This is a genomic window from Mesorhizobium sp. M7A.F.Ca.ET.027.03.2.1, from assembly GCF_003999175.1.
In the GTDB taxonomy this organism is placed as follows: Bacteria; Pseudomonadota; Alphaproteobacteria; order Rhizobiales; family Rhizobiaceae; genus Mesorhizobium.
Genome location: NZ_RZOM01000001.1, coordinates 14,835 through 29,525 on the forward strand (window position 1 = coordinate 14,835; position 14,691 = coordinate 29,525).

Consider the following 14,691-nt stretch of genomic DNA (forward strand, 5'->3'; position numbering starts at 1 on the left):
TGGTTCAATGCCATGCGCCGCAAGGTCGGCCACAGGGACGATCACCGAAAGGAGGAGAGACCTCCTCCTTTCCCGACCCTGTCGACGTTTCTCGGCCTTGCGGCAGTCATGCTCGTCCTCTGGCTGTTGGCCTACGGGCCACCGCATTTCCTTTCGGCATCCAATCATCGGGTGCCGTCCAACAACACCGAAGCCGGAGCTTCAAAATGAGCAACTCGAAATCAGCAAGCATCATGGATGCACGCATCCTGGTTCCCGCCATTGGCGGCGCCTTCCGCAAGCTCGATCCGCGCACGCTGGCCAGGAACCCGGTGATGTTCGTCGTTGCCGTCGTCTCGGCGCTCACCACGGTGCTGTTCGTGAAGGACCTGGTCACCGGAGGCGGCAATCTCGGCTTTACGCTGCAGATCATCATCTGGCTTTGGTTCACCGTGCTGTTCGCCAACTTCGCCGAAGCGGTCGCAGAAGGCCGCGGCAAGGCGCAGGCGGATTCGCTGCGCAAGGCACGCACCGAGACCCAGGCCAAGCTCTTGACCGGTGAGGACCGCACCAAATACAAACTCGTGCCCGGCACCAGCCTCAAGGTCGGCGATGCCGTCCTGGTCGAGGCCGGCGACATCATCCCGTCGGACGGCGAAGTGGTCGAGGGCGTCGCGTCGGTCAATGAGGCGGCGATAACAGGCGAATCGGCGCCGGTCATCCGCGAATCCGGTGGCGACCGTTCGGCGGTCACCGGTGGCACCCAGGTGCTGTCAGACTGGGTCCGCGTCCGCATCACCGCCGCCTCCGGCCATACCTTCCTCGACCGCATGATCTCGCTGGTCGAAGGTGCCGAGCGCCAGAAGACGCCGAACGAGATCGCGCTCAACATCCTGCTCGTCGGCATGACGCTGATCTTCGTGCTGGCCACCGCGACGATCCCGAGTTTTGCCTCCTACTCGGGCGGCTATATCTCGGTGACCGTTCTGGTGGCGCTGTTCGTCACCTTGATCCCGACCACGATCGGCGCGCTGCTTTCGGCCATCGGCATCGCCGGCATGGACCGTCTGGTGCGATTCAACGTGCTGGCCATGTCGGGTCGCGCCGTGGAAGCCGCAGGCGACGTCGACACGCTGCTGCTCGACAAGACCGGCACGATCACACTCGGCAACCGCCAGGCGACGCAGTTTCGCCCGGTCAAGGGCGTCACCGAACAGGAACTGGCCGACGCGGCTCAGCTAGCCTCGCTCGCCGACGAGACGCCGGAAGGCCGCTCCATCGTCGTGCTGGCCAAGGAGAAATACGCCATCCGCGCCCGCGACATGGCAACGCTGCACGCCACTTTCGTGCCCTTCACAGCGCAGACCCGTATGAGCGGCGTCGACATCGATGGTTCATCGGTGCGCAAGGGCGCCGTCGATTCCGTGCTTGCCCATGTCAACCAGTCGGCAGCCGCCGCCCATGGCACGCGCCCAAGCAGCGAATCCATCCGCGATCTCCAGTCCATCGCCGACGAGATCGCCAAGTCCGGCGGCACGCCGCTGGCGGTCGAACGCGACGGGCGCCTGCTCGGCGTCGTCCACCTCAAGGACATCGTCAAGGGCGGCATCAGCGAGCGTTTCACCGAACTGCGCCGCATGGGCATCCGCACGGTGATGATCACCGGTGACAACCCGATGACGGCGGCGGCTATCGCCGCGGAAGCCGGCGTCGACGACTTCCTCGCGCAGGCCACACCGGAGGACAAGCTGAAGCTGATCCGCGACGAACAGGCCAAGGGTAAGCTGGTGGCCATGTGCGGCGACGGCACCAACGATGCACCCGCCCTTGCACAAGCCGATGTCGGCGTCGCCATGAACACCGGCACGGTTGCCGCCCGCGAGGCCGGCAACATGATCGATCTCGACAGCGATCCGACCAAGCTCATCGAGATCGTCGAGATCGGCAAGGCGCTCTTGATGACGCGAGGTTCGCTGACGACCTTCTCGATCGCCAACGACGTGGCCAAGTATTTCGCCATCATTCCGGCGATGTTCGCCGTCTTCTACGTCGCACCGGGACAGACGACCGGCCCGCTGCAGGCACTCAACGTCATGCATCTGGCGACGCCGCAAAGCGCCATCCTGTCGGCCATCATCTTCAACGCACTGATCATCATCGCGCTGATCCCGCTGTCGCTGAAGGGCGTCAAATATCGCGCCATCGGCGCCGGCGCGCTGCTCAGCCGCAATCTTCTCGTCTACGGCCTCGGCGGCCTCATCGTGCCTTTCGTAGGCATCAAGGCGATCGACATGATCGTCACCGCGCTTGGCCTTGCTTAAGGAATTACGCTCATGTTCAAACAGATAAGACCCGCGATCATCATGATCGTCTTCTTCACGGTCCTGACCGGCCTGATCTATCCCTTGGGCATGACCGGCATCGCCCAGGCGATCTTCCCGCGCCAGGCCAATGGCAGCCTGATCGAGAAGGATGGCAAGGTTATCGGCTCCGAGCTGATCGGCCAGGGCTTTGCCAGCGACAAGTATTTCCATGGCCGCCCCTCGGCCGCCGGCGACGGCTACAACGCCGCCGCCTCGAGCGGCAGCAATCTCGGCCCGACCAATCCCAAGCTGATCGACCGCATCAAGGGCGACGCGGAAAGACTGAAGGCGGAGAATCCGAACCAGCCCGTCCCGATGGACCTGGTGACGACGTCCGGCAGTGGCCTCGATCCCGATATCAGTCCCGAAGCAGCCTACTTCCAGGCCGCCAGGGTGGCCAAGGCCAGGGGGATCGATGAAGCCAAGGTCAAGGCGCTTGTCGATGCCCAAGTCGAGGGCAGGGAGCTTGGCTTCATGGGCGAGCCTGTGGTCAATGTGCTCGGTCTCAACCTTGCGCTGGACGCCGCGAAACAGTGAATGGTGCGGGCCGGGGATCGACAGTATCCCCCGCGCCATCCATGATCGGTCCCGATGCCGGACGACAGAAACAACGACGCCAGACCTTCTCCCGACGCACTGCTTGACCATGCCGAGCGGGAAGGTCGCGGCCGGCTGCGTATATTCCTGGGTGCCGCTCCCGGCGTAGGCAAGACCTACGAGATGCTGATGTCGGGCCGCGCCAGGCTGACCGACGGCGTGGATGTGGTGATCGGTGTCGTCGAGACGCATGGGCGCAAGGAGACACTGGCCCTGGTCGAGGGTTATGAGGTCATTCCCCGCCGCAAGGTCGACTACAAGGGGCGCATCCTCGACGAGATGGATATCGACGCCATCCTCGCCCGGCGCCCGGCGCTGGTTCTCGTCGACGAACTCGCCCACACAAATGCGCCTGGCAGCCGGCACCCCAAGCGCTATCTCGATGTCCAGGAAATCCTGACGCACGGTATCGACGTCTACACGACGCTCAACATCCAGCATGTCGAAAGCCTGAACGACGTCGTCGCCCAGATCACCAAGGTCAGGGTTCGCGAGACGGTCCCCGATTCCATCATCGACCAGGCCGACGATGTCGAGATCATCGATCTCACCCCCGACGACCTGATCAAGCGGCTCGAGGAAGGCAAGGTCTATTTCCCCAACACCGCGCAGCGCGCGATCGAGAACTATTTCTCGCCGGGCAATCTGACGGCGCTCAGGGAACTGGCGCTGCGGCGCACCGCGCAGCGCGTCGACGACCAGTTGCTGATCCATATGCAGGCCCACGCCATTCCCGGACCGTGGGCCGCGGGGGAAAGGGTTCTCGTCTGCGTCGACGCGCGTCCGGGCGGGGCGGCGCGTATTCGCTATGCGCGCAGGCTGGCAGACCGGCTCCGTGCCCCGTGGACGGCGCTGCATGTCGACAGCCCTCGCTCGGCCAGCATGCCCGAAGCGGACAAGGATCGGCTGGCTACGAACCTGCGGCTTGCCGAACAGCTCGGCGCCGAGGTGACCACCATTCCCGGTCAGAACATCGCGCAGGACATTGTTCGCCATGCGACGGCGAACAATTTCACCCATATCGTGGTCGGCAGGCCGACCCGGTCGCGCTGGCGGGAATTGATCGAAGGTTCGCTCACCTACGATCTCATCCGCAATGCCGGCGACATCAGCGTCCATGTCATTTCAGGAACCGAACGCAATGCCGAGGTGACGTCAAGGAGTGTCAAGGCGGCGGACGAGCAGTGGCAGTTCGAGATCTGGCCCTATCTCAAGGCCACGGCCTTTGTCATCGGTTCGCTCGCCTTCGCCGTCGTTCTCGACCAGTTTCTCGACGTTCGCAACCTGGCGATCATTCTTCTCATCGGCGTACTGGCATCGGCGGTAACCGGCGGTCTGTGGCCGGCTCTGTACGCTTGTTTCGCCAGCGCCCTTGCTTTCAATTATTTCTTCCTGGAGCCTCGTTATACGCTGACGATCCGGGATCCGGAGAGCATCGTCGCGCTTGGCGTCTTTCTCGTCGTTGCGGTCATCGCCAGCAATCTGACGGCGCGCGTGCAGCGCCAGGCGGTCGCCGCCCGCTCGCGGGCGCGGGCCACGGAAGACATCTACCTCTTTTCAAAGAAGCTCGCCGGCGCCGGCACGCTCGACGACGTCCTTTGGGCCACGGCCTTCCAGATCGCCTCGATGCTGAAGCTGCGGGTGGTGCTGCTTTTGCCGGAAGACGGGACCATCACCGTCAAGGCCGGCTATCCGCCCGACGACACGCTGGCCGAGGCCGACATCGCCGCCGCCCGCTGGGCCTGGGAGCACAATCGTGCGGCGGGTCGTGGCGCCGACACGCTTCCGGGCGCCAAGCGCCTCTATTTGCCCTTGCGGACGGGGCGCACGGCCATCGGGGTCGTCGGCCTCGACAACGACAAGCAGGGTCCGCTGCTGACGCCCGAGCAGCAGCGGCTGCTTGACGCACTGGCCGACCAGGCGGCGGTCGCCATCGAGCGTATTCAGTTGGTTGCCGACGTCGACCGCGCCAAGCTCGCCGCTGAGGCGGACAGGCTGCGCTCGGCGCTGCTCACCTCCATTTCCCATGATCTGAAAACGCCGCTCGCCGCCATCATGGGCGCAGCCGGCACGCTGCGGGATTTTTCAGCAGCGCTTCCCGAACCGGACCGGGCCGAACTGCTGTCGACGGTGCTCGACGAATCCGAGCGGTTGAACCGCTTCATCGCCAATCTGCTCGACATGACCAAGATCGAGTCCGGCGCGATGGAGCCGAACTACGCCTTTCACTATGTCGGCGACATCGTCGGCTCCGCCTTGCAAAGGGCCAGGAAAATCATTGGCGAGCACAAGATCGAGACCGACATCCCCAGGGATTTGCCGATGTTGAAGGTCGACCCGGTGCTGTTCGAGCAAGCGTTGTTCAATCTTCTCGACAATGCGGCGAAATATGCCCCGGCAAGCTCGACGATTCGCATGCAGGGTTGGACCGACAATGGCTCCGTCCTGCTGCAAATCATGGATGAAGGGCCAGGCATTCCTCCCGGCGATCTGGAACGGATTTTCGACACGTTCTATCGAGTGCGCAAGGGCGACCAGATCCGCGCCGGTACGGGGCTCGGCCTGTCGATCTGCCGCGGCTTCGTCGAAGCGATGGGTGGCACGATCATGGCGGCAAACCGGACCGACGGTTCGGGCGCGGTGTTCACCATCAAAATGCCCAGGCCGGCAAATCCGCCCAATTTCGACGCTTCGAATACCGACGACCACGACGTGGGTGACCTGGCATGACAAACTCGAACGTCAGGATATTGGTCGTCGATGACGAGCCGCCGATCCGCAAGCTACTGCGCGTCGGGCTCGGCAGCCAGGGCTACGCGATCAGCGAGGCGCCGAACGCCAGGGTGGCGATAGAGCTGATGGAGGCCGAGAAGCCGGACCTCGTCCTGCTCGACCTCGGGTTGCCCGGCATGAGCGGCCATGAGCTGCTGCGCAAATGGCGCGATGATGGTCTCGACATTCCAGTGGTCATGCTGTCCAGCCGGACCGACGAGGCCGGCATCGTCCAGGCCCTGGAACTCGGCGCCGACGACTATGTCACCAAACCTTTCGGCATGAACGAGCTGGTGGCGCGCGTTCGCGTGGCGCTCCGCCACAAGTTCCAGCAACAGGGCGAGAAGCCGATTTTCCAGACCGGCGATCTCAGCGTCGACCTGGTCAAGCGCATCGTCAAGGTCGAGGGCACGGAGGTAAAGCTGTCGCCGAAGGAATACGACATCCTGCGCATGCTGGTGCAGCACGCCGGCAAGGTGCTGACACACCATTTCCTGCTGAAGCAGGTCTGGGGCGACTCGACCGATGTGCAGTATCTCAGGGTCTATGTCCGGCAGCTCAGGCAAAAGATCGAGAAGAGCCCCGACCAGCCGCGCTACATCACCACCGAGACCGGCGTCGGCTACCGCCTGCGCGAGGTCGAGTGAGAGCGGCTAAGATCTTGAAGTTTAGCCGATAGCTTCCAGCGGCTGACCAAGCGGTCTGGATACCCGCAAAGCCGCGAGGCAGCCGACAATGCCGAGCGGCACGAAGGCAAGGAACAACCACGACGCGACATTCGCCGCCGCGTCGTGGTTCAGACCTTGCGAAAAGCCGCTGGCGTTGGCGACGATGCCGGCAAGGGCGGCGCCCACGGCATAGCCGATGCGCTGCATGGTCGGCACCGCCGCCGAGGCGATGGTCTGCTCGCCCTCCGGGGCGGAGGCGACGATGACGCGAGTCAGGAACGGCCAGGCGATGCCGAAGCCGCCGCCCTGCAACAGGGCACACATCAGGATCAGCGGGATGGAGCCCAACGGAATCGCATACGCAAAGCCGGCGATGCCGGCCGCGATCATCACCGCGCCGCCGACGATGATCAGCCGCTCGCGCTGCGGCGGCGCGTTGGCGACCAGGATCGAGAGGATCGACCAGGCGATCGATTCGGCGGCGATGATGTAGCCGGTGGTCAGCAGCGGAATGTCGTGAAGGCTGGTCAGCAACAGCGGTCCGTAGACGCCGAAGGAACAGGTCGCCACCGAAAAGGCGGCAACCATGGTCATGCCGTCGCCGACCGGCGTGCGCCATGAGAACAGCCGCGCCGGCAACAGCCGCGAACGCGGCTTCAGCGCGTCGATGGTGAAGAACAGCACCAGGCCGATGAGGCCGAGGGCCATCAGCAGCGAAGAGCGCAGCAAGGCGATGTCGACGCCGGCCGAGGCGATCAGCACCACGGCGACGGCAAGGCAGCCAAGGGCCGCGAACGGGAAGGGCGGTGCCTTGCCCGTGCTCGTCTTGGGTTTCGTCGCCTGCGGCGTGTCGAGCACGAGGAAGCTTGCCAGCGCCATGGCGGCGCCGCCGAGTGTGAAGATGCCGAAGGCCCAGCGCCATGACAAAAGCTCGGTCATGATCGCGCCTAGCAATGGTCCGCTGAAGGCGGCGACGCCCCAGATCGCCGACATGATGCCGAAAAGCTGCGGCCAGATGGCGCGCGAGAACAGTCGTTCGACCGAGACGAAGGCCAGCGACACCAGCGCACCGCCGCCAAGTCCTTCGATCAGGCGGCCGGCGAGGAACAGCTGCATGGAAGGCGAGGTGGCGCATATCAGCGCGCCTGTTGCGTAGAGCAGCGCGGCGACCACCATGTTGGTGCGCAAGGGGACATAACTCACCAGTCGTCCGGCGGCCGCGCCGGCAACGATGGCGCCGAGTTCGTAGATCGCCAGCGACCAGCCGACGAGCTGTACGCCCGCCAGTTCGCCGACCATGGCCGGCATCACCGTTGCCACCATCGTTTCGTTGGTGGCGTGCAGCAGGATGCCGAGGCTGATGAAGCAGAAGCGCGCCAGGTCGCCGCTTGCCCACAATACGCGCCAGTCGACCCTGTTTGTGCTGATCCCGGTCATTTCCACCCCCGTCTTGCATATCTCGACGCCAGCGCAGGACGCCAGAAGCCAGTACGGGTTTCCGGCAGGACCATGCGAATCGACAGCGCTGGATCGAGGCGTTGTTGCGCTCGGGGCAGGCTTGTAAAACCTCAACCGGGGTTGAGCTCAAGCGGTTTTTTGAGGGTCGTTCGCGCGGATGCCCCTTCCGTTGGCGGGCTTCGTTGCGCGATCAATTCTCGGTGCTGCGCAGCTGGAATTGGCTGACGCCGATCGCGAGGTTCATGCCGGTCTGCGTCTGCAAGCTGAGCGGCTGCAAGGTGAAGGCCTGAGAGGAGCCGCCGACCAGCAGATTGGCGCCGGCGCCGACGGCGGCCGTCACCTCCGCGCTGGCGCCGATATAGTCGCCGGCCAGCGCACCCGGCGCATAGATGTTCTTCAGCGGCGTCAGCACGATCCACTGCATGACCGTCTGCTTCGTCGTGCCGATGTCGAGGCCGTATTTGTTGACGGCGCCGAAATAGGCTTCCGGCGCGAAGCTTTTGTCGGCGGGGTTGAAGGTGCAGCTCAGATCCTTGCTCGAGCCGAAGATGAAGCCGGTGCCGCCGCCTATGGCGCAGTCAAGCGTACCGACTTCCATGCCTCGGTCCTGCGCCTGCACCGCTCCGGATAGCGTGGTGAACATGGCGGCAGCTATGGCTGTCTTCAGCATGATGGTTCCCCCCCCAAATCAAACGGCGCGAAACCATCCTATCTGGTTCCGCGCCGCGGGGTGAGGGGTCATGGAGCGCACGGCTCCATGCAATCACTTGAATGAGTGGATCAGCTGGAGCGAGGTCACGGCCACGGCAAGGTTGACGCCGGTCTGCGCCTGGACGCTGAGCGGCTCCAGCATGACGGCGCTGTCCAGGCCGCCAACCAGCAGATTGGCGCCGCCGCCGGTCACCACGCTCGCCTCGGCGTTGACACCGTAGTAGCTGCCGGCGAGATCGCCTCCGTCACGATCCCGGGTCGCGGCCAGCACGGCCCAGACGAGCTGGCCCTGATGCGTCTGGCCGACATCGAGGCCGATCTTGGAGATGACGCCTGTGTAAATCTCGGACGGCCCGTGATGATGAGGCCGGAAGACACAGGACACGCCCTTGTTGGAAGCGACGATATAAGCGGTGCCGCCGTCGATGGTGCAATCGAGCGTGCCGAGTTGCAGCTTGCCGGCGCTGGCCGGAGCCACCGCGAACATCGTCGTGGCGAGGGCAGCGGCGCAGGCGAGTTTCTTGATCATGGGAGGGTCCTTTCGCAAAATACTTTCAACAACGGCTTGGGTGGGTAGACCGTTCCGCTGAAAACTTGGCGCGATCAAGGCAGGGGCCGAAAGCCTCCTGCCGGGGTTAATGCCCGGTTGCGAAGTGCGTCCTTTAGGACACGCAAAGGATCCCGCGGCACTTGGATGTCACGCGGATTTGTATGGGAAGCCGAAACCGAGATCAGCTGACGCGGGCGAGGCCATCCTTGGCCGGCTGGTAGGTAGGGTCGAGGCGAACGGCTTCCTTATAGGATTTCGCGGCCTTCGCCTTGTCGCCGCGCCGCTCATAGATCAGCGCCTGGTTGGACCAGGCCTCGGCATTCCTGCCGTCGAGCTTGATCGCCATGTTGAAATCGGAAAAGGCGTTGTCCTCGTCGTTGGTCGCCAGATAGGAGAGGCCGCGGCCGTTGTAGGGCTCGGCGGCGTCCGGCGCCAGCGAGATGGCGGTCGAGAAGTCCTCGATGGCGAATTTGTGCTGGCCCTGGCTCTGATAGATCAGGCCTCGATTGTGGTAGGCGCGCGCGTCGGTCGTATCGAGCTGGATTGCCTTCTGGAAGTCGTTGAAGGCGTCCTGGGTGCGACCCGCCTTGCGGTAGAGATTGCCGCGGCCGATATAGGCGGCGTCGTAGTTGCCGTTGATCTGGATCGAACGGTTGTAGTCCGCGAGCGCGGCTTCCTGATTGCCGAGGAAGCGCTGGATGAGCGCGCGGTTCGAATAGGCCTGGAAGAAATTCGGGTTGAGCTGGATGGCTTGATTGAAATCCTTGAGCGCCGCCTGGTACTGACCGCCACGGCCATAGGCCGAGCCGCGCACATTGTAGCCTTCGGGATCCTGGGGATTGCGCTGGATGACCGCCGACAGCGAGGAAATGTTCTCGCTCGACCCTTGCGCCTTGTCGATGTTGTTGAATTCACCGGTCGGGCCCGCCGTTTGGCAGCCGGCAAGCGCCAGTCCGGAGAGCAGGGCCGCTGTCAGGGCGAAACCACGCAATGCGGTCCCGCGCTCCACGCTTGTTGCGTTCATGTCTGCCCTGTCCTCACTTCAAGCCGCGTCGTTCAGGTCCGGCTCCCCCTCCGGACCGGTCACATCAAAACAAAAAGGTGGCGGCGATTCTACATCGCGCCACCTCTGATATCCTTCGAAAAGGACGAAAAATTGGCGTTAGAACCGCGGCGGACGCGGAGCGCCACCTGCACCGCCGGCGGCGCCAGCAGCGACCGGGCGCGGCGTCATCGGCAGCAGGCCTTCGCGCTGGGCGCGCTTGCGGGCCAGCTTGCGGGCGCGGCGGACGGCTTCAGCCTTTTCACGGGCGCGCTTCTCGGACGGCTTTTCGTAGTGACCGCGCATCTTCATTTCGCGGAAAATGCCTTCGCGCTGCATCTTCTTCTTGAGAGCGCGAAGCGCCTGATCAACGTTATTGTCGCGGACGAGTACCTGCACGGGCAATCCTGTCTTTCGGGTTTGATATCAACAGGCAAGCGGCCATAGCCACTAGCCTCCGCGGCGGTTTACACCACGAATTGGGGCGGCTGATACCAGAATCATGCCGCGCTGTCCACAGCGGAAATGATTTTGCGGGGCCAGCCGCCGTCTGTTTGCCTTGGACAAGTGTGCCACTTGCCCTTGAGATAAGGAGCCGACTAGGCCGTCGCGAGGTGCAGCAGCTCGAAATCCTCGAAGAACTCGCCGTAGTCGCAGGTGATCTCCTCGCCCACGGCGATGTCGCGGGTCGCGGTGGCTCCGCCATATTGCGAAAAATCCGTATTCGGATTGCTGGAATGGTTCATGAAGCGGCCATTGTCGACTTCATAAACCATGAAACCCGGCCGGTCCGGGCTCGGATAGGCATAGCGGTCGAGCAGTTCCCTGAGATGCGGGGGTGCCGTCTCGTATTTGTCCATGGGGATCAGCCGGTCGAAATCCGGATCGAGCCGCCAGATCGAAGCGCCTTTCCCGATCGGCTCCGCGGCGAACACGCCGACGCCTTCGATCGCGCTCGCAGTCACATAGGTTCTGATCAGCATCATGGTTCCAGACCCGCTTTTAGACAGGAACGGAATCGCCAAATCGCGGCGAAAAATCAAGAGCGGCCGTTTGCCTGGCGGCTATGAACATGCATCCCGCCGCTGGAATCTTCACGTCCGATTGATCGACACGCCGCCATCGGCAAACAGAGCCGCTCCGGTGGTGAAGCTCGAGGCGTCGGAGGCGAGATAGAGCGCGGAACGGGCAATCTCCTCCGGCATAGAAGGTTGCCGCCGGCGTGTCCGTGCCGCCGGGCAGCAGCGCGTTGACCCGCACACCTTTCGGGCCGTATTCGGCGGCCAGCACCTGGGTCAGCCCGATCAGCCCGGCCTTGCTCGCGGCATAGCTGGTCATGCCTTGCATGCCGACTGTGTGGCCGACGAAGGTGGAGGTGAAGATCAGCGAACCACCGCCACGCTCGACCATTGCCGGCACCTGGTATTTGGCGCCGAGAAACGCGCTGGTGAGATTGGTGTCGAGCGTCTCGCGCCAGCCTTCCAGCGGCAGGTCCGAAATCGACCCCATCCGGCCGACGGCGCCGGCATTGTTGAAGGCGATGTCGAGCCCGCCGAACTTTTCGACCGCCAGATCGACAAGGGCCTTTGCATAGGCTTCGTCCCTGACATCGCCGGCAAGCGCGATGGCCGCGCCATCATTGTCTTCTATCTCGGCGACAAGCGCATCGAGCTCGGCCTGGCGGCGGGCGGCGACGATGACCTTGGCGCCTTCCTCGGCAAAGAGTTTTGCCGAGGCCCGGCCGATGCCGGAACTGGCGCCGGTGACGATGGCGATCTTGTTGGCGAGTGCGAACATTTTTGCATCCTTTTCTTCGCGTCGGCTTTAGCGGCGATCCGAGATGCTTGGTCGCAGATGGGGCAAGCACGAGCCACCCGATACCTGCCAATGTGTGGAAGCGCCGGATGCGTCTTTTCCGCCACGGCGCAAAACGGCAAGCGCCGTCGCAAACAGCGCAAGGATGGAAGCGCTGTTTCGCTAGTGATACACCTCGCGCGCCGGGACCGAATGAACGCCGGCCGCCATTCGCGAAGCCTTTTTGGGGCGAGGTTGGGACGTTGAAGAAATATTCGGTATTCGCCATCGCCCGTGAAGCCATGCGCGGCCACAAGGGCTGGGAGGAACAGTGGTCCTCGCCTGAGCCCAGGAAAGAATACGACGTCATCATCGTCGGCGCCGGCGGCCATGGCCTGGCCACCGCCTATTACCTCGCCACGGTGCACGGCATCACCAATGTCGCGGTGCTGGAAAAGGGCTGGCTCGGCGGCGGCAACACCGGCCGCAACACCACCATCATCCGCTCCAACTATCTCTATGACGAGAGCGCCGGCATCTACGACCATGCACTGAAGCTGTGGGATGGGCTCAGCCAGGAGCTCAACTACAACGTCATGTATTCGGCGCGCGGCGTCATGATGCTCGCCCACAATGTGCACGATGTGCAGGTGCTGAAGCGCCACGTTCACGCCAACCGACTGAACGGCATCGACAATGAGTGGCTGACGCCGGAGCAGGCGAAGGAATTCTGCCCGCCGCTCAACACCTCCAAGGATGCGCGCTATCCGGTCGTTGGTGCTGCCTTGCAGCGTCGCGGCGGCACGGCGCGGCATGATGCGGTTGCCTGGGGCTATGCGCGCGGCGCCTCGGCGCGCGGTGTGCACATCATCCAGAATTGCGAGGTCACCGGGGTCAAGCGGGCGCCAAATGGCGCGGTGATGGGCGTGGACACGACGCGCGGCTTCATCGGCGCCAAGAAGGTCGGCGTCGTTGCCGCCGGCCATTCCTCCGTCATCATGAACATGGCAGGCGTGCGCATGCCGCTGGAAAGTTATCCGCTGCAGGCGCTGGTGTCGGAACCGGTCAAGCCGGTGGTGCCCTGCGTGGTGATGTCGAACACGGTGCACGCCTATATCTCGCAGTCCGACAAGGGCGAGCTGGTGATCGGCGCCGGCACCGACCAGTATGTCTCCTATTCGCAGACCGGCGGCTTGCACATATTGCAACATACGCTCGACGCCATCTGCGAGATGTTCCCGATCTTCACGCGCATGAAGATGCTGCGCTCGTGGGGCGGCATTGTCGACGTCACGCCCGACCGCTCGCCGATCCTGGCCAAGACGCCGGTGCCGGGCCTCTATGTCAATTGCGGTTGGGGCACGGGCGGCTTCAAGGCAACGCCGGGTTCGGGCCATGTCTTTGCCCACACCATCGCCAAAGACGATCCGCATCTGATCAACGCGCCCTTCACCATCGAACGCTTCCGCACCGGACGGCTCATCGACGAGGCGGCGGCGGCGGCGGTGGCGCACTGATGATGGCTGAGATGGCTGTCGCGATGCCGCTGATGCTGGCGGGGGAGCAAGTGCTGGCGGGAGAACGGGGCATGTTCCATTTTCCCTCGCCGGACGAAGTGCGCACGCAGCCGATCAGCCGTGCCGGCAACGAAGCCGGCTGGCCGTTTTCGGTCGATGACGGCACGTTGGCCTGCGTCTGGAGCGGCGGCCAGAGGGTGGTGATGTTCTTCGAGGGACGACCCGAAGGGCTCGAAGAAGACGAGACATTCCAGCCGCGTCAAGTCATCGTCACAACCGATCCGATCCAGCTCACCCTCGGCAACATGGCGTCCCGCGATCTTTTTCGTCCCGCTGCAAGCGTGGAAGAGCGCATCCGGCTCGTCGCACCGTTCGCGACCCTGGGACAGAAGCTTTGCGATCAACCGGCGGGCGCCCGCGTCGGCCACGGCGAATTGTAGGAACGAACCAAATGCTTCTCATCCGCTGCCCCTATTGCGAGGAAGAGCGTCCGGAACTCGAGTTCCGCAACGCCGGCGAGGCGCATATCGCGCGCTCGGCCAACATATCAGGCGAGAGCGACGACGATTTCGAAAAATTCTTCTTCATCCGCTCCAACCCCAAGGGCATCATTTATGAGCGCTGGCGGCACATGCATGGCTGTGCGCGCTTCTTCAATGCCGTACGCGACACCGTCACCGACAAATTCGTCATGACCTACAAGGCCGGCGAGCCGAAGCCGTCGAAGCTCCCGGGAGTTGCCAAATGAGCGGCGCGTTCCGCATTCCCGGCGCTGGCCGCTTCAGCCAAGCCAAGACCGCGCGGTTCAGCTTCGATGGCCGGTCCTATGCCGGCATCGAGGGCGACACGCTGGCCTCGGCGCTGCTCGCCAATGGCGTCCATCTCGTCGGCCGTTCGTTCAAGTACCACCGTCCGCGCGGCATCCTGTCGGCGGGCGCCGAGGAGCCGAACGCCCTGGTCGAAATCAAGCGCGACGCGGCACGCAAGACGCCGAACGTGCGGGCGACCGTGCAGGAGCTCTATGACGGGCTTGATGGGCAGTCGCAGAACCGCTGGCCGTCACTGTCCTTCGACCTCGGTGCGGTCAGCGATATCGCCTCGCCGCTGCTTTCGGCCGGCTTCTACTACAAGACCTTCATGTGGCCGAAAGCGGCGTGGAAGAGGCTCTACGAGCCAAAGATCCGCGCCGCAGCCGGTCTTGGCGTTTCCCCGGACCAGCCGGATCCCGACCATTATTCAT

The 14,691-nt window shown here is 63.8% G+C and carries 16 protein-coding genes; 9 read left to right on the forward strand and 7 right to left on the reverse strand.

Features of this window, described 5'->3' with window-relative positions; genetic code table 11:
- Window positions 1-12 precede the first annotated feature (12 nt).
- Genes EN750_RS00075 through EN750_RS00095 form a run of 5 tightly spaced genes read left to right on the forward strand, consistent with a single transcriptional unit; the run spans window position 13 to window position 6,358 of the window.
- Window positions 13-210 carry a hypothetical protein gene (locus tag EN750_RS00075; protein WP_245466407.1) on the forward strand — a complete coding sequence of 66 codons (198 nt, stop codon included), beginning with the start codon at window positions 13-15 and terminating at the stop codon, window positions 208-210.
- Entirely contained in the window at window positions 207-2,300 is a 2,094-nt protein-coding gene (gene kdpB, locus EN750_RS00080) for a potassium-transporting ATPase subunit KdpB (RefSeq protein WP_127379918.1), read from the forward strand. The genes EN750_RS00075 and kdpB overlap by 4 nt, the downstream gene beginning before the upstream one ends.
- Window positions 2,301-2,312: 12 nt before the next feature.
- The gene (gene kdpC, locus EN750_RS00085; protein WP_127321033.1) at window positions 2,313-2,879 is read left to right on the forward strand and encodes a potassium-transporting ATPase subunit KdpC; all 567 of its coding nucleotides are present in this window, start codon (window positions 2,313-2,315) and stop codon (window positions 2,877-2,879) included.
- 54 nt (window positions 2,880-2,933) lie between these two features.
- On the forward strand, window positions 2,934-5,669 hold the full coding sequence (locus EN750_RS00090; RefSeq protein WP_127395261.1) for a sensor histidine kinase KdpD: 2,736 nt from the start codon (window positions 2,934-2,936) through the stop codon (window positions 5,667-5,669).
- Entirely contained in the window at window positions 5,666-6,358 is a 693-nt protein-coding gene (locus tag EN750_RS00095) for a response regulator transcription factor (protein ID WP_127395262.1), read from the forward strand. The genes EN750_RS00090 and EN750_RS00095 overlap by 4 nt, the downstream gene beginning before the upstream one ends.
- Before the next feature lie 21 nt (window positions 6,359-6,379).
- Here EN750_RS00095 and EN750_RS00100 read toward each other — a convergent pair whose 3' ends face one another.
- The 7 genes from EN750_RS00100 to EN750_RS00130 all read right to left on the reverse strand — a co-directional run bounded on the left by EN750_RS00100 (window position 6,380) and on the right by EN750_RS00130 (window position 11,937).
- Window positions 6,380-7,816: an MFS transporter gene (locus EN750_RS00100; protein ID WP_127395263.1), complete on the reverse strand. Its 1,437-nt coding sequence runs from the start codon at window positions 7,814-7,816 to the stop codon at window positions 6,380-6,382.
- A gap of 211 nt (window positions 7,817-8,027) precedes the next feature.
- Entirely contained in the window at window positions 8,028-8,507 is a 480-nt protein-coding gene (locus EN750_RS00105) for a DUF992 domain-containing protein (protein ID WP_023810132.1), read from the reverse strand.
- A 93-nt stretch (window positions 8,508-8,600) separates the two neighbouring features.
- Window positions 8,601-9,077 carry a DUF992 domain-containing protein gene (locus EN750_RS00110; protein ID WP_127290636.1) on the reverse strand — a complete coding sequence of 159 codons (477 nt, stop codon included), beginning with the start codon at window positions 9,075-9,077 and terminating at the stop codon, window positions 8,601-8,603.
- Between the two features lie 202 nt (window positions 9,078-9,279).
- A complete protein-coding gene (locus EN750_RS00115) occupies window positions 9,280-10,122 on the reverse strand; it encodes a tetratricopeptide repeat protein (protein WP_127267752.1) in 843 nt (280 codons plus the stop codon).
- A gap of 138 nt (window positions 10,123-10,260) precedes the next feature.
- Entirely contained in the window at window positions 10,261-10,539 is a 279-nt protein-coding gene (rpsU, locus tag EN750_RS00120; RefSeq protein WP_023810129.1) for a 30S ribosomal protein S21, read from the reverse strand.
- Window positions 10,540-10,739: 200 nt separating this feature from the next.
- Window positions 10,740-11,126, reverse strand: a complete 387-nt coding sequence (locus EN750_RS00125) for an SET domain-containing protein-lysine N-methyltransferase (RefSeq protein WP_127395264.1) — start codon at window positions 11,124-11,126, stop codon at window positions 10,740-10,742.
- Between the two features lie 16 nt (window positions 11,127-11,142).
- Window positions 11,143-11,937 carry an SDR family oxidoreductase gene (locus EN750_RS00130; RefSeq protein ID WP_348629575.1) on the reverse strand — a complete coding sequence of 265 codons (795 nt, stop codon included), beginning with the start codon at window positions 11,935-11,937 and terminating at the stop codon, window positions 11,143-11,145.
- A gap of 260 nt (window positions 11,938-12,197) precedes the next feature.
- Here EN750_RS00130 and EN750_RS00135 point away from each other — a divergent pair, with 260 nt between their 5' ends.
- The 4 genes from EN750_RS00135 to EN750_RS00150 form a co-directional block, all read left to right on the forward strand.
- Window positions 12,198-13,451: a sarcosine oxidase subunit beta gene (locus tag EN750_RS00135; RefSeq protein ID WP_127395265.1), complete on the forward strand. Its 1,254-nt coding sequence runs from the start codon at window positions 12,198-12,200 to the stop codon at window positions 13,449-13,451.
- Window positions 13,451-13,891 carry a hypothetical protein gene (locus EN750_RS00140; RefSeq protein ID WP_127395266.1) on the forward strand — a complete coding sequence of 147 codons (441 nt, stop codon included), beginning with the start codon at window positions 13,451-13,453 and terminating at the stop codon, window positions 13,889-13,891. The genes EN750_RS00135 and EN750_RS00140 overlap by 1 nt, the downstream gene beginning before the upstream one ends.
- An 11-nt stretch (window positions 13,892-13,902) precedes the next feature.
- Window positions 13,903-14,199, forward strand: a complete 297-nt coding sequence (locus EN750_RS00145) for a sarcosine oxidase subunit delta (RefSeq protein WP_015315781.1) — start codon at window positions 13,903-13,905, stop codon at window positions 14,197-14,199.
- The coding region (locus tag EN750_RS00150; RefSeq protein ID WP_189525968.1) for a 2Fe-2S iron-sulfur cluster-binding protein at window positions 14,196-14,691 on the forward strand (496 nt) is incomplete at its 3' end. The genes EN750_RS00145 and EN750_RS00150, both read left to right, overlap by 4 nt.